Source organism: Lederbergia graminis (assembly GCF_042655485.1).
Classification (GTDB): Bacteria; Bacillota; Bacilli; order Bacillales; family Bacillaceae_C; genus Lederbergia; species Lederbergia graminis.
Map to the genome: position 1 here is coordinate 145,107 of NZ_JBHSMC010000014.1, position 18,123 is coordinate 163,229.

Sequence of the window (18,123 nt, forward strand, 5' to 3'; positions counted from 1 at the left end):
TTTAAAAAGCAAAACCCTAATGAGCAAAAGTATGCTTATTAGGGTTTCTTCTCATTGTTTGGCAGTTAGTTCAATTGCTTCCTAACTCCATCTTTCAACCACTTCGCTGTCACCGTATCTGCATCCAGCATCTCTTCAGGTGTGCCTTCAAATAAAATACGTCCGCCTTGTTTTCCTCCGCCTGGCCCCAGCTCGATGACCCAGTCGCTCGCGGCAATAAAATCTAGATTATGTTCAATAATGATAACTGAATTCCCTCTGTTTACTAATTTTTGAAATACTTCTAATAGCTTTCCATTATCTTGTGTGTGTAGCCCTAACGATGGCTCATCAAGTAAATATATTTGCCCTTCTTTTTGTAAGTGACTAGCTAATTTTAAACGTTGAAGTTCGCCTCCACTTAAAGAGCTTGTAGTTTGCCCGAGTGTCAAATATCCTAACCCAACATCTTTTAGCGTATTTACTCTTTTAATAATTTTTGGCTGTTTAAAATAGTGAACTGCCTCGTCTATCGTTAATTCTAAAATCTCCACTATATTTTTATCTTGGTAGCGAAACTTAAGCGCCTCGTCTGAATATCTAGTCCCACTACATGCTTCACACGGAATGGTCACGGGATCTGCGAATGCGACGTCTGGTGTTAAGATCCCTTTTCCACTACAGACAGGACATGCGCCTAAAGAGTTAAACGTAAACAAGCCAGCTGGTTGTCCCGTTTCTTTTGAAAAAATTGAACGAATATCATCCATAATTCCCATATATGTCGCAAGTGTTGAACGCGTAGAGATACCTATACTCGCTTGGTCTACTTTGATTGTTTCAGGATATTTTTCTGTGAATGCTCCCAACATTAATGAACTTTTTCCCGAACCAGAAACACCACAAATCGAGACTAATATATTTTTAGGAATGTTTACGTTGATGTTTTTTAAATTATTATGGTTCGCATTTTTTATTGTAAAATTACTTTGTATTTCTCTAGGTTTTTTGTTGATTTTTATCGGTTCTTTTAAAATCATACCGGTTGGTGTGTTTTGTAGACCGTCTAAACCTCCTTGATAGACAACTTCTCCTCCATACACACCAGCGCCTGGACCCATTTCAATAATTTCATCCGCCTCTTTAATCACGGCAAGGTCATGTTCAATGACAATGACCGTATTATATTGAGCCTTTATATTTTTCATCATCTGTATTAACATATCTGTTTCCTCTGGATGAAGTCCTGCACTTGGTTCGTCGAAAATATAGGTAATATTGTTGAGGCTAGAGCCTAAATGACGAGCAATTTTTACCCTTTGTGCTTCACCACCAGACAACGTCCCAACTTTTCTCGATAAAGTTAAATAGCCTAACCCCATGTCAATAAGCTGTTTTACTTGTGGAATGATTTGTTTCGCAATATCTTCTCCCATCGGAACTTTAATTTTCTTAAGTTCTTCCAGTAGTTCAGTCAACTCTAATTGATCATATTCGGCAATATTTAACCCATTTATTTTACATTCCAAAACTTTTGGATTTAGTCCAGAACCTTGACAAGTTGGGCATAAAGATCGGGTTGATACAGCCAATACATCATCTTGGCTCACTCCTTTTAGCTTTGAAACATCTCGATTTATATATAGACGAATAAATCTCGGCAATATCCCATCCCAATCATGTCGTTGAGGTCCATGTTTTGTATGAAACGGTGCATTTACCTTTTCACCTTCTGGGGGACCATAGATGAAAAGACGGCGTTTATCCTCTGGATAGTCTTTAATTGGGAGGTCGGGGTCAAATAATCCACAAGTCATCATCCATCTGCCCTGCCACCCTGAAGGCGATAATGGTTTAAATTTCACGGCGTACTCTCCAAGCGACTTATCAAAATCAATCAGTTTATTTACGTCCGGCTGAACGACCTCTCCAAATCCACTACATTGTGGACAGCGACCAAATGAACTTTGACTGGAAAATTCATTTGCAGAGCCGATCGATGGCTTACCGATCCTAGAAAACAATAGGCGAATTAAAGGATGGATATCCATATATGTTCCTACTGTTGAACGAGAATTTCCTCCGACGGCACGTTGTTCAACGACGACAACAGGGCTTAAGTTTTGCATAAGATCTGCTTGGGGCCTTTCGTATCTTGGCATCTGATATCTGACGTAGTGAGGGTAGTTCAACGTCATTTGTCTTCTACTTTCTTGTGCTAACGTATCAAAGACAACAGAGCTTTTTCCTGAACCTGAAAGGCCTGTAAATACAATGATTTTTCTTTTGGGTATATGTAAATCTATATTTTTTAAATTATTTTCTCTTAAGCCTTTTAAAATGATTTCATCTTTACCTTCCAACTTGATTTCACCTCTTACTGATTCCGTTTGTTAAAGGTTTAGCCAACCTTGGTAAATTAAAACCAATTTATATTCCTGTATTCACTCTTCATACAAGCTTTACCTTCTTCCTTGTCTTAACAATAGGAAATCTTTCTGTCTACTTTTCTAGGGTATAAAAAATTCGCTTTCTATTTATCATACACTTTTTCTCAAGATGGAGCGGGTGTCATGATTCAGCAAGCTAATCATTGATTTACTACTTAAAATGAAAGCTCTGTTAAACTCTGTTGTTGATTTTCGCTCCTGTACACTCGCTTTCCGCGGGCACGGCCTCAGCTAACTTGGCAAAGAAAACCGCTTTGCCAAGTGGATCTTCGGCTCGTGCTGTTCCCGCAGGAGTCTCGTGTACATCCTCTACAATCAACTAAGTTGTTAACAACAATGAACTTTAAAGAGCCAAAATGAAAAAAGGATTGCCCAATACGATGTGGGGCATCCTCTCGAGGATGGAATATTAATGTAGAGAATGACGTGTAATGATAAAGGAGCTGGGCTGCCCCACGCTCCTATTTTAATCTCTAAGTTCAGGGATTTTATCCATAATGTCTTTCATTGCGAAGGATATGCAAGGAATGTGTGTTGAGGTAATAGTCTTCTCCTCTTGAAATATGTTGATAAGTTCATATCGGTTATCTTGTAGCGTATACTGCTCCAAACACTCGTTTTCAGTATCCACTATCCAATATTCTGGAATTTGATATTCCGCATAAACTTTTAATTTATCTATCTTGTCACGTTTCAATGAGGATGGGGAAAGAATCTCTACAACGAGGTCTGGCACACCTTCTATCCCTCGTTTACTAATAATATCGAACCGGTCACGATGTATTAGTACAAGATCTGGATGCCTGACCTCAGAAGGAGAGAGAATTAAATCTACTGGCGAGTTGAGAATTATATAGTTCGATGAACAACTATAATCCAATTTCTTCTGAATTTCATAGCTAATCATCTGATGAGTAACAAAAGGTGCTGGACTGATTAATTCTAGTTAAATGTGTTGTAAATCTTCATTCAATTTTTTCACTTTGTTTTTATAGTAAAGATAAAAAGCCGTCCAAAAGGTGGCGTATCCTGCGATAAATATTGCCCCGAATATGAGAATGCTTTTTAGTTCAAAAGGGATCCAGCCGATTCCAAGTGACAGTACAAAATACAAAATCGTCACAGTGATAAAATGTAAGGCTGTTTGCTGCCAAAGTTGTAGATTCTCATTCTCGAAATAAAGAGGGGTAACTGTAAAAAAACAGCCACAGAAAATAAAGCCGAGTGAATTTTTGAAAAAGGCTCCTCCATCCAGCATCTCCGTTCCGCTAAAATAAACAATATTAGTAGCAATTACTGCTAGGAAGGCACCGTAGAAGATTCCGAGAATACTGCGAGTAATGAACTTTTTCATCCGTTTTTCCTCCTGTTCATTTGTAACGATTCTTTTATTTTTCCAACGTATGTCCTCGTTACATATTCCTTTGCGCCGGATTTAAAGTGAACACATAAAGTGCCATTAAAGGATGCTTCAAAATGACTTAATTCATGTAGATTGGCAATGACAGACTTTGATAGTCTTACAAAGTGAGTAGAAGGAAGAACTTGTTCTAGTTCATACAGTTTTTCCTTCAACTTATACGACCCATTTGCAGTGACCGCCACCACTGTATCTTCTTCCGTATGAAAAAAGTGGATTTCCTTAGGTTTTAAAATATGCTGCATTTCTCCACTCTTACCTACGATAAATTCTGTTTCCTGCTTTTTGAGAAAATCTAAAATGTCCTGAATCGATTCATCCATTTCCTTGCAATGAATCGTCACCTTTGTTTGCTCATAATCAGGATCTATATCTAGTGATACCTTCATCTGTCTTCATCCTCCTATGACCGAAATACTTCCTACCATTATACCTTTTTTCGGTTTGTTATTTGGATGATTATTAGAGAAATTGCAAAAATTAAGAGTACATATCCAATAGAAATAAGAGAGTTTTTATCAAAAGAAAATAGTTGATTCCATACATTTGTGAATAAGTGGTTCATATGATATATAGGATTTACATTCGCTATTAATTGAACAAAATCAGGCATCTGACTAACAGGGAAAGAGAAATCACCTGTAAACATTACAACTTGAAAAATGATAATAGAGAAGACTAATGCGCTTTTCTCTTGCTTGAAAAGTGAATAAATAGCAGATGAAATCACCAGTAACACAGCGTTTAATAAGATGAAAAACAAATACGAAATGAAAATTGTTAATAAAGATATTTGTAAATCATAGAGTGCAATACCTAATAATAGAATGAATACAAAACCGAAACTTGTAATAATAATCGATCTTAAAATATTGGAAACGAGTAACACTCTCTTTGGAACAGGAGAGATACTAATTCTTTTTTCGATACCGTTTGCTCGATTGGATACTTGATCAAAACCAAATGCGAAAAAGATTACAGTAAACGTTATAAGTAAAATGAAGGAAGGAGTGTATGTTTCTACATAACTTAATCCTCCAGCATAGATTTGGTCTCCAAATAATTGCCCCATAAACAGATACCCAACTGGCGGTACGATGATTGTAAAGATAAAGTAGAAAAGCTCTCTTGAAAACATTAGTAAGTCATATTTTAATTGTGTAGCCAACATGGTTAAATCCCCCTATATTGAAACTTTATTTAAATAAAACTCATGAATTGATTTATATCCTAAGGCCAAAATGTTCTCTGTAGTTGCAAAAAGCTCATTTTTTCCTTCATTAATCAGCATCACTTTGTCACAGTACATTTCGATTTCGTCCATATAATGTGTTGTTAAGATGACTGTGCCACCATTATTTTTATTGTAATTGGTAATATACGACCACAGTATATTGCGCATATGTGGATCTAACCCTGTAGTTGGTTCATCTAAGATGAGGATTTTAGGATTTGATAAAAAAGCAATTGCCAAGCTAACAATCTGTTTCCAGCCACCTGAAAGTTTAGCAAAATATTTTTTCTTATGAGCATTTAGTTTAAAATCATCAATCATCTTATTGATATCTATATCAGATTGATAATAAGCCTTGAATAATCGTAGCAATTCAATCACTTTTAAGTTTTTATAAAATTGAGTTGGTTGCAACACTACGGCAATATCCTTTCTAATTTGTTCAAGCCGATTAGTTGCAATTCCATCTAAGTTTTCTCCAAGTACGATTACCTCACCAGCGTCATAATCTTTTATGGTCATAATGATTTCTAGAAAAGTAGATTTACCCGCACCGTTTTTCCCAATAACCCCAATGATTTCCCCAGCTTGAGCTTGAAAATCAATTCCCTTTAACACTTGGTGCTTTCCATATGATTTCTGTAGGTTTTTAACTTTGATAATACTCATGTTGAAGCGCCTCCTTTATTCCCGTCGTTCTTCTTGATTTCATCTTATTATGAATAAGTGCTTCTGTCGTTTGGATTTCCGTAACATGCAAAATGAAGATGGTGAAACGCAAATAATGTATGGTGAGATGCATGGAGGAGATGTGAAATGCAGGGAGGTTTTAATGGCTAGTAATGAAGTAACGACAGCCAGTAAAGAAATTACGGCTAGTAATGAAGCAATGACGGCCAGTAACTGAAGCCGAATGGCCAGTAAAAGCCTGATGACGGCTAGTAAATCTTCATGAATGGCCAGTAAAAGTCCGCAGACGGCAAGTAAATCCTCAACAACCGCCAGTAATAGCTTAATGATGGCCAGTAAAGACCGAACGGCTAGTAATGAAGCAACGACGGCCAGTAATTGAAGCCGAATGGCTGGTAAAAGCCTGATGACGGCTAGTAAATCTCCATGAATGGCCAGTAATAGCTTAATGATGGCCAGTAAAGTCACAACGGCTAGTAATGAAGCAACGACGGCCAGTAACTGAAGCCGAATGGCCAGTAAAAGTCCACTGACGGCCAGTAAATTCACACGAACCGCCAGTAATGGCAAAACGGCAGCCAGTAAAGATACCATGACCTGTAATGAAGCAGCGTTGGCCAGTAAACACACACCGGCTAGCAACCTCACAACAACAGATAAAATTCAAAACCCAACATTACCATCAAAAAAAGAACCCTCCATCTGGAAAGGTTCTTACTTAGTAGCCTTTGGGTTCTTTGGCCAAATAAAATATGATACTGAAAAGATAAAATCAATTGCTAATACGATGGACCAGACTTTTATCGATCCACTTAATGCCTCAGTCCGCGAAGGGTCGTCTATAAAATATACTAGCACAAACAGTAAACCAACCCCGATTGCGTATGCAAGAACATGTCTTAGCCAACTATTAAAATAGTGCTTTGCGTAATCCATCCCATAGCGCTTTACAGGTTTAGGTCCTTGTTTAGCAATGTAATATAGAAAGCGTTCGTCCGCCCATCTAATCATACTTTTTCCGAAAGCGATCGACACCCCAATATATACTGCCGCTATTCCGTGGACCTGGGTAGCAGTTGCCCCATTATATAAATCGACACTCGTTGCTATTAACAACACGAGATCAATGACTGGAGTAAGGGCTAAGAAGAATAGTCCCAGCTTATTTCTTTTAAAAATATATCTCGTAATTAGGCCTAACACAATTACAACCCAAAAGCCAATTTCACTGGCGATAATTAACCAAGCAATTAAACTCAAAGTAGCACCCCGTTCCGAAAAAATCACTGTCTTCGTTTACGAACTATTGGTAGAAAGGGTTTCAAATAATTGTAAAGTAAAAAAACTAGCGTAATGATGTGATAAGTAAAACATAGCCAACGTTCAATATCAATGCCGATGATAATGGCGATATTTCAGCAAAAAAGAATAAGCAAAATTTGCACATCGCCATTCCTAAAGGGGTTAGGTAGTCACTAGTAAAAATGAAACACACCATATGAAAACACCGATTAGGCATTCTCCATATAGTTGCATTATAATTTGTATATAATCTACCAAATTCAGAAAGGCTGATGCTATATGTCACAGTTTGATTCTATAAAACTTACTTCATTGTCATCAAAGGGAGGATGTGGGTGCAAGATTGGACCATCTGAACTATCTGAGGTAATCAAGATGTTACCGCCAGCTTCCCCGAATCCAAATCTTTTAGTTGGTCTTGATACAAGCGATGATGCAGGGGTGTATAAGCTCACAGATGACTTAGCGATCGTACAAACCTTAGATTTTTTTACCCCAATTGTGGATGACCCGTATTCATTTGGACAAGTAGCTGCAGCAAATGCGATTAGTGATATTTATGCAATGGGTGGTAAACCACTAACTGCTCTCAATATTGTGGCATTTCCAATTGCAACATTAGATAAGAAAATTCTTGCGGAAATATTGCAAGGAGCGTCTGATAAGCTGAAGGAAGCAGGAGCAACATTAGTTGGAGGGCACTCCATTGATGATAAAGAGCCTAAATTTGGTTTAGCCGTAACTGGAACTGTTCATCCTGATAAGGTAAGGACGAACGCTGGGGCGAAAATAGGGGACAACCTAATATTAACGAAGCCAATTGGAGTCGGAATATTAAGCTCATCACTTAAAAAAGGACTCCTTAGTGAGTCTGAAATTGCCAACGTTACGAACGTTATGTCGACATTAAATAAAACAGCAGCAGAAAGGATGGAATCATTCACTGTTCATGCTTGCACAGATGTAACTGGATTTGGATTACTAGGACACGCTTCAGAAATGGCGAAGGGTAGTAACAAAGGAATTCGAATTTGGAAAGAAGATGTTCCAATTCTAGATAGGGTTAGGGAACTTGCCGAACAAGGAGTAATCCCAGGGGGAACAAAGAATAATTTTGCACATCTAGAAGGTTCTGTTACATTCCCAGAGAATATGGATCAAATCGATCAATGGATATTATGTGATGCAGTAACTTCAGGAGGACTTTTAATATCAGTAGCTGGGGATGAGGCGCAGGAGTTATTATCTACATTACATAATGCTGGTGTACAAGCAAGTATTATTGGCGAAGTGATAGAAGAACAGCCAGGACATGTGATTGTTGAATAGTAAAAAGCTATTAGAGATAGGCGGGGAATGGATTGTTTACTGATATAAGTATTGAAAGGCTAATCGACGAAAAAAAGAACATGACTTTAATTGATGTCCGATCGCCATCTGAATATAAAGACTTTACAATACCAGGCAGTTTAAACATACCAATATTCTCAGATGCGGAACGAGCGGAAGTAGGTACGATCTATAAACAAGTAGGTCCGGAAGCAGCTGAAGAACGGGGATTAGAGATATTCTCTGCAAAGCTTCCAGATTTCATTAAAGCTTTTAAACAAATCGAAGGGGATAAGACAGTATTTTGTTGGCGTGGTGGTATGAGGAGTAGAACTGCAGCAACTGTGCTTGATCTTATGAAAATTCCTGTGCATCGCCTCGATGGTGGTATCCGATCCTATCGGAATTGGGTTGTTGATCAACTAGACGCATTAGATTTTATACCGAAAGCTTATATACTTAACGGTAATACAGGTACAGGAAAGACGATTATTTTACGTAAATTAGAGCAAGAGGGGTATCCAGTGTTAGATTTCGAAAGGATGGCCAATCATCGAGGTTCTATTTTTGGACAAATTGGCTTAGAACCACATAATCAAAAGACATTCGATGCATTATTAGTAGAAAAACTGCATGTAACTCAAGATTTTCCATATGTCTTTTTTGAAGGGGAAAGCAAACGTATAGGAAGAGTGCTGCTTCCAGAACCATTTTATAATGTAAAAGAAAATGGTACGCAAATCTTTATTGAGATGCCGATGGAGGAGAGAGTCAAAAATATACTAGACGATTATCGCCCATGGGAATTTAAAGAAGAGTGTATGGAAGCCTTCCGGAGAATAAAATCGCGAATCCATACCCCAATTGCGACGGAAATTCAAAATGCATTACAAAATGAAGAGTTTTCGTTAGCGGTTAGGTTATTACTAGAATATTATTACGATCCACGTTACCAATATTCCACAGCACAGTATTTTAAGGGAAACAAAATAACCATTTCTGTGCAAAATGTGGAGGAAGCAATTGAGGAAATTAAAAAACTAGTAGTGCATAAGAAGAAAATTAACAAGTTGATTTGTAATTAATCTGTTGATAATAAGATGAATCTTTTTTAAGCATACATGCGTATACTTTCGTAGTGAGAGGGTGAAATAAATGAATGAATATCAAGAAATGGTAATAGATGAGCTAGATGCATGGAAGAAAAAAATGTTTAAAAAGTCTAGCTTATTAAATCGTATTTCTAAAAATGCTCAAACGAAAGTAAACGGACTTATTCCTGAAAAGGCTCATAATATAATTACGGATGCAATAAAAAATATGGTGAAGGCGACACTTGTAGGTTCTAATGTTACAACAAGTAAAACTCAAGCTGTTGGTTATAGCTTGTATGAGCGTGACCGTTTATTAAAGGATAAGTTATCAACGTATAGAAAAACTGCTGTTGTTGAAGGTGCAGGGACAGGAGCGGGTGGAATCTTGCTTGGTCTTGCAGACTTTCCTCTTTTACTTTCCATAAAGATGAAGTTTTTATTTGATGCGGCAACAATTTATGGCTTTGATACGGATGAATATGAGGAGCGATTATTTCTCCTTCATGTGTTCCAGTTGGCTTTTTCAAGTGATGATAAAAGGAAAAAAACATTTCATATTATAGCTAATTGGGAACAAGAGAAACAGGGACTAGTGGACATGGATTGGCGGCAATTTCAGCAGGAATATAGGGATTATATCGACTTTGTAAAAATGTTGCAGTTAGTACCTGGAATTGGTGCTGTAGTAGGAGCATATGCAAATTATAATTTGCTTGATCACCTTGGGGAAACTGCAATGAATGTTTATAGGATGCGAATATTAAAAAATAAAGGTCAGGATGATGAAACATCCTGACCTTTTTATTGTGGTTTGTTTGGAATTTTATCTGGTTCTGTTATTCTATCTTCCGTCACATGTATTTGGACAGGTTTTCCATCCAATACAAACTTGAAAATACCATTGTTAAAATCTGTGCCAATTTCTTTGTAAAAAATACCTTCTAAATGATTATTCTTTTGGCATGTAAAGCTTAAACGATATCCCTCATCGTCTTTTAACACATAACTACGTACTCCTTTTTCATATGTATCCTCTTCCTCTGTGTTTAAAGAGCGGTCCATGGATACAATATGAATATCAACAAATGACATAGCACGCATAAGCACATTTGCGAAAGACCCTTTCGTAATCTCTTCCCAACGGTTTTGCGGAGTCTGCCCGATTACGATTTGTGTGATGTTATATTTGTGAGCAATGGAAGCAATTGCCTTTGCTGGTGGGCGCTTTTCATTATCTAGAAGAATAAATTCTTCTACTCCCAATTCCTCTGAGAGCTCTTTCCAGCGTTCAATATAACCTGATCTTTCAGCGTCAAATTCATCATATGGAAGTGGATCTACGGTTAAAATATAGACGGGACAATCCATAATACTTGCCATTTTATGACCACGTTTAATTAGTCGTTCGCCATTTGGACCGTAGTAGACACATACTAGTATACTTTCATCCATACGACCCTTTGTTTTTTTCATTGCCGATTCCCACCTCTTGTAATATAGTGCCCTTTTTATAGTTATCCAATTTTAATTACTCACTTAAAAAACCTATTCATTATATACAATAACATCAATTGTTTCAATATGTTAATAACTATTGTATGAAAGATGTTATAAAATTGTCCAAAATGATTCAGGTTCACGTTCTTCAAATGTGCAGATGAAATAACCATAGTGTATAATTTTACTAAGAGAAAACCAAAGTATACTTATCTTTAAGTTGTTACTCATCTAAAGTTTTATACCCATTACGCTTGTGGGTACCCCACTTTTGTTACAAATTCCAATTAAAATCATTTTACATATATCTGTCAGTTTGTTTGGTTATCTTATAGCTATTTATTATGATGATGAGCTATAGAAGAGTCAACCTTCAATATTGACCGATTTTGGTAAAATTCATGCAAGTAACATTGTCTTTCATAAGAAATATCTTAAAATCTGCATTTATATTCAATTTAGGTTTTGTAAAAGATAAAAAACCTTATAAGGATACACGACACGAATGCTATTGGAGGTTAAGCTTTGTTTAATATTAATTTCGCGATCATGATTCCTTTTATTGCTGCTGTACTTATTCCATTCTTTCATAAAAGATTTTCTAGAGTACATATTGGCTGGTTTGTACTAGTTGTTCCAGTATTCTTATTTATCATTCTTTGTCGTTATATTCCTAATGTAGCCAAAGGTAGTACATATTTAAACACAATGGAGTGGATTCCAGCTTATGGAATTAACTTTACTACCTACCTAGACGGACTTAGTTTGATCTTTGGTCTATTAATTACTGGTGTAGGAAGTCTTGTGATTTTATATTCCATTTATTATTTATCATCTAAGGAATCACTACGGCATTTTTATATTTATTTATTACTTTTCATGGGTGCAATGCTTGGTGTGGTATTCTCAGATAACTTAATGGTGCTCTATGTATTTTGGGAATTAACAAGTATTTCGTCCTTCTTATTAATTGCATTCTGGTATCACCGTAAAGGATCCAGAAACGGAGCACAAAAGGCAATGTTAATTACCGTTACTGGCGGTATCGCTATGCTTATTGGTTTTATCATGATGTATATCATGACAGGTACATTTAGTGTAAGAGAGATAATAGCAAATATTAGCCTAATTACAGATCATCCGTTGTTTATTCCTACGATGTTATTGATTCTTCTAGGTGCATTTACAAAGTCAGCACAATTTCCTTTCCATATTTGGTTACCAGATGCGATGGAAGCACCAACCCCAGTTAGTGCTTATCTCCATTCCGCAACAATGGTAAAGGCAGGTATTTATGTAGTTGCTCGTTTTACTCCTGTGTTCGCAGGTGAAGAAGCTTGGTTTTGGATTATTAGTGTAGTTGGAATCTTCACCATGTTATGGGGTTCATTTAATGCGATTCGACAAACCGATTTAAAAGCATTACTAGCATATTCAACGGTTAGTCAGCTTGGTTTAATTATGAGTTTGTTTGGTATTGGATCTGTAGCTCTTTACTTCGGAGCAAGTTCACAATCAGTCATATATACACAAGCTACCTTTGCGGCATTATTCCACTTAATTAACCATTCCACCTTTAAAGGTGCACTATTTATGGTTGTCGGAATAGTAGACCATGAGGTTGGTACACGTGATGTACGAAAACTTGGCGGACTTATGGCACTAATGCCTGTAACATTTACAGTAGCATTAATAGGTAGCTTTTCAATGGCAGGATTACCGCCATTTAATGGTTTCTTAAGTAAAGAGATGTTTTTTACAGCAGTGATAAAAGTGGCAGAACTTGATATTTTTTCTCTAGAAACTTGGGGCATTCTTTTCCCAATTATTGCATGGGTAGGTAGTATATTAACATTTGTTTATTGCATGATTTTTGTGTTCAAGACTTTCTTTGGTCCTTATCAGCCACAAAAGTTAGAACGTGAAGCGCATGAAGCTCCTATTGGAATGCTAATTTCACCTATCATTTTGGGAACTTTAGTTATCGTCATCTTTTTATTTCCAAACGTATTGGGAGACTATATTTTACGACCTGCAATGGCTAGTATATATCCAACATTAGTTGAAATTGGAGAACTAGGTCAGCATATAAGCGTCTGGCATGGTTTTAACACAGAACTAAAAATGACAATCGGTGTTGTCTTGGTAGGAACATTGTTATATATTTTCTTCCGTTATTGGAGTGGAATATATCGTTTATTCCCTACACATTGGTCGTTTAATACATTATTTACTGGGACTCTTGAAAGTACCGAAAGATTTTCATCCTATATAACGAAAAAATATATGACAGGTTACCTCCGTGATTACTTGATTTATATCTTTTTATTTCTAATCATCACAGTTGGAGGCACGTTTATTGCATCAGAGGCTTTTCAATTCGACATGACAAACGATGCCAATATTAGGGCTTATGAATGGATTATCATGATCGTTATGGTAATTGCGGGAATATCTATCTTATTTGCAAAGTCACGGCTAATAGCCATTTTATTAAATAGTGTGTTAGGTTATTCCGTAGCCATTTTCTTTGTCGTCTTCCGTGCACCGGATTTAGCGTTAACACAGTTGGTAGTGGAGACAGTATCTACAGCTCTTTTCTTATTATGTTTTTACTTCTTACCGGAGTGGGAAAAGGAGAAAACAACAAAGAAAAATAAGCTTGTTAATTTGATTATTTCTATCTCTGTAGGATTAATCTTTATACTTGTTGCACTTTCCGTTAAAAGTGGTAAATTATTCACTTCAATTTCATCATTCTTTGAAAATGCATATGAACTTGCTGGGGGAAGAAATATAGTAAACGTCATACTCGGCGATTTCCGTGCCTTTGATACGATGCTAGAAGTGGTTGTATTGTTAATTGGTGGGTTAGGTGTCTACACCATTATTAAGTATAAGACTGGGAAAGGAGAGAAAAAAATTGAAGATCAATGATGTCATTTTACAAACAGTAACGAAAGTTGTTGTATTTATCATATTGACGTTAGCTATTTATTTATTTCTCTCCGGTCATCACAGTCCTGGTGGAGGTTTTATTGGGGGCTTAGTATTGGCTTCAGCGATTGTTCTCCTTTGCTTAGCTTTCGATATTGAAACCATTCAGAAAGGGATACCGTTTGATTTTAAGAAAATTGCAGCATTAGGAGCGTTTATCGCTGTTGGGACAGGGGTGGGCTCCTTATTCTTTAAAGTACCTTTTCTTACCCAGACACATACTTACGTGGAAGTACCTGTTCTTGGGAAGATAAGTTTTGCGACCGTTACATTATTTGAATTAGGGGTCGCATTAGTTGTAGTAGGTGTAGTAGTTACGATAATTTTAAGCATAAGTGAGGATGTGTAATGAATGGAAACAATGATCATAATCCTAGCAGGGGTCTTGGTGACAGTTGCTACATATTTAATCCTCTCTAAAAGTTTTATACGAGTGATAATTGGAACAGCAATTTTATCTCATGCTGCCCATTTATTAATTATGACAATGGGTGGTTTAAAGACAGGGACTGTTCCACTCTTAGGGGAATTAGAAAATAAATATACGGATGCTCTTCCACAAGCGCTTATTCTAACATCGATCGTAATTGGCTTTGCAGTTACAGCCTTATTTCTAGTGTTAGCATATCGTACATATCGTGATGTTGGAGCAGATAATTTGGAAACATTAAGAGGAATGCAGGATGAATAATATAATTGTTTTACCAATGATAATCCCATTATTAACCGGAATCATATTGATATTTTTACGTAAATTTATCCGGACACAAAGATGGGTAAGTATTGGGTCAATTATTGTAACTGCATGTATTAGTGTCATTATATTGAATCGTATTCAAACAGATGGAATACTGAGACTTGACTTCAGTGGATGGAAGCCACCATTTGGCATTCTCTTTGTTGCAGATTCATTTGCTATGTTGCTTGTATTAACGTCAAGTATCGTAACAGCTGTTTGTTTACTATATTCCTTTACTGCAATGAATACACATAGTGAAAAAATGTTCTTTTATCCATTTGTGTTTTTCCTTGTAGCCGGTGTTCATGGTTCCTTCTTAACTGGAGATATTTTCAACCTGTATGTTTGTTTCGAAGTAATGCTTCTTGCATCATATGTACTAGTAGTATTTGGAGGAACCAAAAGACAATTACGAGCATCTATTAAATATGTTGCAATTAATGTGTTATCGTCTTGGTTGTTTCTCGTTGCAATTGCGTATATATATGGAGCATTAGGAACATTAAATATGGCTCATTTGTCTGCTCGGATTGCAGAGTCGGGACAAACACCAATATTAACTGTTATTAGTATATTGTTTCTCGTTGTCTTTAGTTTAAAGGCGGGACTATTATTATACTTTTGGTTACCAGGGTCTTATAGTGCGCCACCAACAGCAATTGCGGCACTGTTTGGTGCATTGCTAACAAAAGTAGGGATATATGCATTATTCCGGACTTTTACACTATTGTTTTATCATGAACCGGATATCACGCATACGTTAATTGGGGTAATGGCTGCAATTACTTTAATTGGTGGAAGTATAGGAGCAATTGCATATAAGGATATTCGCCAAATAATCTCATTTAATGTTGTGATAGCAGTAGGGTTTATTTTGGTAGGTTTATCTGTAGCAACACAAAGTGCAATAGAAGGATCCATCTACTATCTTATACATGACATGGTAGTCAAGGCATTGTTATTCCTATTAGGTGGAACAGTAATTGCCTTAACTAGCACACCAAGAATAGATAGAATGAGTGGTCTTATAGGGAATTATCCTTTGTTAGGTTGGTTGTTCTTTATTGTCATGCTTTCATTAACAGGTATTCCGCCATTTAGTGGTTTTATAGGGAAAATATTGGTGGGACAAGGTGCTGTTGAGGGAGGCAATTATATATTACTAGCTCTAGCTTTTATTTCTAGTATTTTTGTACTTTATTCTCTCCTCCGTGTATTCTTAAATTCTTTTTGGGGAGAAACGATTATTAGCATTGAAGATGAGGTCCCTTTAAAAAAAGGATTAATCATACCATGTGTAATTCTTGGGATTTTAACGATTGCACTAGGAGTAGGTGCCGAACTATTAGCTCCTTATGTAGAAGATGCTGCAAATACATTAATGAATCCAACGATATATACGGATGCTGTATTAGGGGAAAAATGATTTTGGGATCGTGTTAGAAACGGAAGAGGTGAATAAAGACATGCCTATTCAATTCATACTAAATTTATTAATAGCATTTCTATGGACATTGCTGCAAGATGAAGACCAATTTCGATTTGCAACTTTCTTTGCGGGATTTTTAGTAGGTATTATCATTATCTTTCTCATGCATCGTTTTTTTGGCCAACAATTCTATCTAAGACGGCTATATTCGATAATAAAACTTGTATTAATATTTAACTGGGAGTTATTTCAATCCGCGTTTTTAGTAATGAGACATATTGTAAGCCCGAAAGTTGATATTGAACCAGGAATATTTAAATATAAAACGCCTTTGAAGAGTGATTGGGAAGTGACGTTGCTTGCAATGCTTCTTACACTAACTCCAGGCTCGGTTGTAATGGAAGTATCACCTGAGGGGAATGTATTTTACGTACACGCTTTAGATATTAAAAGGTATAAAGGTTTTTTAATCCGGTCATTAGGAAAATTTGAGAAAGCAATCATGGAGGTGACACGGTAATGATTGAGACGATGTTAATAATAGCCTTGTGTTTTTTTGCATTAGCAATTGCAATCACACTTTATCGTATCATTCGTGGACCCTCTATTCCGGATCGGATAATAGCACTTGATATGATAGGGGTTAATATTATATCTGGGATAGCAGTTATATCGATTGTGCTCAAAACGAAAGCATACTTAGAGGTTATACTTATTATTGGTATTCTAGCTTTTATTAGTACAATTGCATTATCAAAATTCATCGAGAGAGGTGTTATTATTGAGCGTAAACGAGATTGATGAATTTATTACGGTATTGCTAATTTTAATAGGTAGTATTATTAGTGTAATTAGTGCGCTAGGAATCATTCGGTTTCCAGATGTTTATACTAGATCACATGCAGCTACAAAAAGTTCAAGTTTAGCTGTTCTATTAACACTGTCTGGTTGTTTTCTATACTTTTGGTTAACTGAATCATATATTAGTATAAGGTTAATACTAGGGATTATTTTCGTGTTTATTACCGCCCCTGTATCTGGACATCTGTCCATACGTGCCGCTTATCGTTCGAAGGTAAAATTATCTGAATCTACAATTGAAGATGAATTAAAAGAAGTATTTCAAGCGAAAGAATAGAAAAAAGGAGTTGTTCACTGGAAAAGTGATAAACAACTCCTTTTATTATTATTCGGATACATATTCTTCGATTGTTTGGTATTTTGGAGTATAGGAAACATAATCGAACCCATCGAAATATACAATGCTTTTATCTGTATCCCATGTATAACTAGAATTACCCTCGATAGGATTATCTCCGTATATATTCTTTAATTCTTTCAGCAGTTCTTTACTCTCTTTTTCGGTAAATTCTTGATAAAAGTAATCAATCGTTAATAATATTTGGTCATCAAATGTGAGTATATCTGGAATTTCTTCTAATTCTTGAAAAGCTTTTTTATTTTTCTTTTCAAACTCATCTAGTAATTCTATTTTATCGGGTTCGGGAATGGATTCATCATTCATTTGAGCAATAAATTTATCATAACCAGAGAAGAAATCAGCTAAGTAAATAAGCTCCGATGACTCTATTTGATTGTTAAAAGTATAATGGACATCTGCCTTCTTGCCATTGACGGATTTGTTAGGGAAGATTAACTCTTTTCCATCATCGAAAGTAGTATCCTCTTCGTAATCAGAATTTCCGTTTTTATCTTCAAACTTAATGATTTCTTTTACCGAACTACCCCATAAGTTTTCATCAAAATCCTTCTTCGTGTTACAAGCAACTAATAATAAAACAATTAGTAAAAAAGGAATATATTTTTTCATAAGACCACCACTTTCTATAATATTCCATTCTATCTAAAAACTTGGTACATGTCATCTGTAGAAAAGTGACTTTTGCCATAACTTGTAGTTTCTTCGTTTGAATAAATAACGGATGAATGGGCTTTTGCATAG

At 36.1% G+C, this 18,123-nt stretch carries 20 protein-coding genes; 10 read left to right on the forward strand and 10 right to left on the reverse strand.

Features of this window, described 5'->3' with window-relative positions; translation table 11 throughout:
* Window positions 1-65 precede the first annotated feature (65 nt).
* From ACFPM4_RS10895 to ACFPM4_RS10930, 8 genes are all read right to left on the reverse strand, one after another.
* The gene (locus ACFPM4_RS10895) at window positions 66-2,342 is read right to left on the reverse strand and encodes an ATP-binding cassette domain-containing protein (protein WP_382351335.1); all 2,277 of its coding nucleotides are present in this window, start codon (window positions 2,340-2,342) and stop codon (window positions 66-68) included.
* A gap of 553 nt (window positions 2,343-2,895) precedes the next feature.
* On the reverse strand, window positions 2,896-3,366 hold the full coding sequence (locus ACFPM4_RS10900; protein ID WP_382352065.1) for a Uma2 family endonuclease: 471 nt from the start codon (window positions 3,364-3,366) through the stop codon (window positions 2,896-2,898).
* Window positions 3,367-3,375: 9 nt separating this feature from the next.
* Window positions 3,376-3,783 carry a DUF3021 domain-containing protein gene (locus ACFPM4_RS10905; RefSeq protein WP_382351338.1) on the reverse strand — a complete coding sequence of 136 codons (408 nt, stop codon included), beginning with the start codon at window positions 3,781-3,783 and terminating at the stop codon, window positions 3,376-3,378.
* Entirely contained in the window at window positions 3,780-4,238 is a 459-nt protein-coding gene (locus ACFPM4_RS10910; RefSeq protein WP_144919614.1) for a LytTR family DNA-binding domain-containing protein, read from the reverse strand. The genes ACFPM4_RS10905 and ACFPM4_RS10910 overlap by 4 nt, the downstream gene beginning before the upstream one ends.
* Window positions 4,239-4,276: 38 nt before the next feature.
* Window positions 4,277-5,020 (reverse strand): ABC transporter permease, encoded by a 744-nt coding sequence (locus ACFPM4_RS10915; RefSeq protein ID WP_382351342.1) that lies wholly within the window; start codon window positions 5,018-5,020, stop codon window positions 4,277-4,279.
* A 12-nt stretch (window positions 5,021-5,032) separates the two neighbouring features.
* Window positions 5,033-5,752, reverse strand: a complete 720-nt coding sequence (locus ACFPM4_RS10920; protein WP_382351345.1) for an ABC transporter ATP-binding protein — start codon at window positions 5,750-5,752, stop codon at window positions 5,033-5,035.
* Between the two features lie 39 nt (window positions 5,753-5,791).
* Window positions 5,792-6,421 (reverse strand): hypothetical protein, encoded by a 630-nt coding sequence (locus ACFPM4_RS10925; protein WP_382351348.1) that lies wholly within the window; start codon window positions 6,419-6,421, stop codon window positions 5,792-5,794.
* A gap of 66 nt (window positions 6,422-6,487) precedes the next feature.
* On the reverse strand, window positions 6,488-7,033 hold the full coding sequence (locus ACFPM4_RS10930; RefSeq protein WP_382351351.1) for a hypothetical protein: 546 nt from the start codon (window positions 7,031-7,033) through the stop codon (window positions 6,488-6,490).
* A gap of 321 nt (window positions 7,034-7,354) precedes the next feature.
* Here ACFPM4_RS10930 and selD point away from each other — a divergent pair, with 321 nt between their 5' ends.
* The 3 genes from selD to ACFPM4_RS10945 all read left to right on the forward strand — a co-directional run bounded on the left by selD (window position 7,355) and on the right by ACFPM4_RS10945 (window position 10,294).
* Window positions 7,355-8,404, forward strand: a complete 1,050-nt coding sequence (gene selD / locus ACFPM4_RS10935; protein WP_382351354.1) for a selenide, water dikinase SelD — start codon at window positions 7,355-7,357, stop codon at window positions 8,402-8,404.
* Between the two features lie 32 nt (window positions 8,405-8,436).
* Entirely contained in the window at window positions 8,437-9,489 is a 1,053-nt protein-coding gene (mnmH, locus tag ACFPM4_RS10940; protein WP_382351357.1) for a tRNA 2-selenouridine(34) synthase MnmH, read from the forward strand.
* Between the two features lie 70 nt (window positions 9,490-9,559).
* Window positions 9,560-10,294 carry an EcsC family protein gene (locus ACFPM4_RS10945; RefSeq protein WP_382351360.1) on the forward strand — a complete coding sequence of 245 codons (735 nt, stop codon included), beginning with the start codon at window positions 9,560-9,562 and terminating at the stop codon, window positions 10,292-10,294.
* Window positions 10,295-10,299: 5 nt separating this feature from the next.
* On the opposite strand, the gene ACFPM4_RS10950 is transcribed toward ACFPM4_RS10945, so the two are convergent.
* Complete coding sequence (locus ACFPM4_RS10950) at window positions 10,300-10,971, reverse strand: adenine nucleotide alpha hydrolase family protein (protein ID WP_382351363.1); 672 nt, start codon at window positions 10,969-10,971, stop codon at window positions 10,300-10,302.
* Window positions 10,972-11,520: 549 nt separating this feature from the next.
* Here ACFPM4_RS10950 and ACFPM4_RS10955 point away from each other — a divergent pair.
* Genes ACFPM4_RS10955 through ACFPM4_RS10985 form a run of 7 tightly spaced genes read left to right on the forward strand, consistent with a single transcriptional unit; the run spans window position 11,521 to window position 17,298 of the window.
* Window positions 11,521-13,932 carry a Na+/H+ antiporter subunit A gene (locus ACFPM4_RS10955; RefSeq protein WP_382351366.1) on the forward strand — a complete coding sequence of 804 codons (2,412 nt, stop codon included), beginning with the start codon at window positions 11,521-11,523 and terminating at the stop codon, window positions 13,930-13,932.
* Window positions 13,919-14,341: a Na(+)/H(+) antiporter subunit B gene (locus ACFPM4_RS10960; RefSeq protein ID WP_144919606.1), complete on the forward strand. Its 423-nt coding sequence runs from the start codon at window positions 13,919-13,921 to the stop codon at window positions 14,339-14,341. The genes ACFPM4_RS10955 and ACFPM4_RS10960 overlap by 14 nt, the downstream gene beginning before the upstream one ends.
* Window positions 14,342-14,344: 3 nt before the next feature.
* A complete protein-coding gene (locus tag ACFPM4_RS10965) occupies window positions 14,345-14,683 on the forward strand; it encodes a Na(+)/H(+) antiporter subunit C (protein WP_144919605.1) in 339 nt (112 codons plus the stop codon).
* Window positions 14,676-16,157, forward strand: a complete 1,482-nt coding sequence (locus tag ACFPM4_RS10970) for a Na+/H+ antiporter subunit D (protein ID WP_382351370.1) — start codon at window positions 14,676-14,678, stop codon at window positions 16,155-16,157. The genes ACFPM4_RS10965 and ACFPM4_RS10970 overlap by 8 nt, the downstream gene beginning before the upstream one ends.
* Window positions 16,158-16,197: 40 nt before the next feature.
* Window positions 16,198-16,680, forward strand: coding sequence for a Na+/H+ antiporter subunit E (locus ACFPM4_RS10975; RefSeq protein ID WP_144919603.1), 483 nt, complete (start codon window positions 16,198-16,200; stop codon window positions 16,678-16,680).
* On the forward strand, window positions 16,680-16,961 hold the full coding sequence (locus ACFPM4_RS10980) for a Na(+)/H(+) antiporter subunit F1 (RefSeq protein ID WP_144919602.1): 282 nt from the start codon (window positions 16,680-16,682) through the stop codon (window positions 16,959-16,961). The genes ACFPM4_RS10975 and ACFPM4_RS10980 overlap by 1 nt, the downstream gene beginning before the upstream one ends.
* Window positions 16,942-17,298: a Na+/H+ antiporter subunit G gene (locus ACFPM4_RS10985; RefSeq protein ID WP_144919601.1), complete on the forward strand. Its 357-nt coding sequence runs from the start codon at window positions 16,942-16,944 to the stop codon at window positions 17,296-17,298. Before ACFPM4_RS10980 ends, ACFPM4_RS10985 begins: the two co-directional genes overlap by 20 nt.
* A gap of 48 nt (window positions 17,299-17,346) precedes the next feature.
* Here the strand turns inward: ACFPM4_RS10985 and ACFPM4_RS10990 are convergent, their stop codons facing one another.
* Window positions 17,347-17,991 (reverse strand): hypothetical protein, encoded by a 645-nt coding sequence (locus ACFPM4_RS10990; RefSeq protein WP_382351375.1) that lies wholly within the window; start codon window positions 17,989-17,991, stop codon window positions 17,347-17,349.
* Window positions 17,992-18,123: the final 132 nt, after the last annotated feature.

Excerpts from the sequence above, each read along its gene's own strand:
- ACFPM4_RS10905 (WP_382351338.1), bottom strand. The coding sequence starts at position 3,783 with ATGAAAAAGTTCATTACTCGCAGTATTCTCGGAATCTTCTACGGTGCC.
- ACFPM4_RS10945 (WP_382351360.1), top strand. The coding sequence starts at position 9,560 with ATGAATGAATATCAAGAAATGGTAATAGATGAGCTAGATGCATGGAAG.
- ACFPM4_RS10980 (WP_144919602.1), top strand. The coding sequence starts at position 16,680 with ATGATTGAGACGATGTTAATAATAGCCTTGTGTTTTTTTGCATTAGCA.
- ACFPM4_RS10990 (WP_382351375.1), bottom strand. The coding sequence starts at position 17,991 with ATGAAAAAATATATTCCTTTTTTACTAATTGTTTTATTATTAGTTGCT.
- selD (WP_382351354.1), top strand. The coding sequence starts at position 7,355 with ATGTCACAGTTTGATTCTATAAAACTTACTTCATTGTCATCAAAGGGA.
- ACFPM4_RS10910 (WP_144919614.1), bottom strand. The coding sequence starts at position 4,238 with ATGAAGGTATCACTAGATATAGATCCTGATTATGAGCAAACAAAGGTG.
- ACFPM4_RS10915 (WP_382351342.1), bottom strand. The coding sequence starts at position 5,020 with ATGTTGGCTACACAATTAAAATATGACTTACTAATGTTTTCAAGAGAG.
- ACFPM4_RS10975 (WP_144919603.1), top strand. The coding sequence starts at position 16,198 with ATGCCTATTCAATTCATACTAAATTTATTAATAGCATTTCTATGGACA.
- ACFPM4_RS10965 (WP_144919605.1), top strand. The coding sequence starts at position 14,345 with ATGGAAACAATGATCATAATCCTAGCAGGGGTCTTGGTGACAGTTGCT.
- ACFPM4_RS10970 (WP_382351370.1), top strand. The coding sequence starts at position 14,676 with ATGAATAATATAATTGTTTTACCAATGATAATCCCATTATTAACCGGA.
- ACFPM4_RS10950 (WP_382351363.1), bottom strand. The coding sequence starts at position 10,971 with ATGAAAAAAACAAAGGGTCGTATGGATGAAAGTATACTAGTATGTGTC.
- ACFPM4_RS10920 (WP_382351345.1), bottom strand. The coding sequence starts at position 5,752 with ATGAGTATTATCAAAGTTAAAAACCTACAGAAATCATATGGAAAGCAC.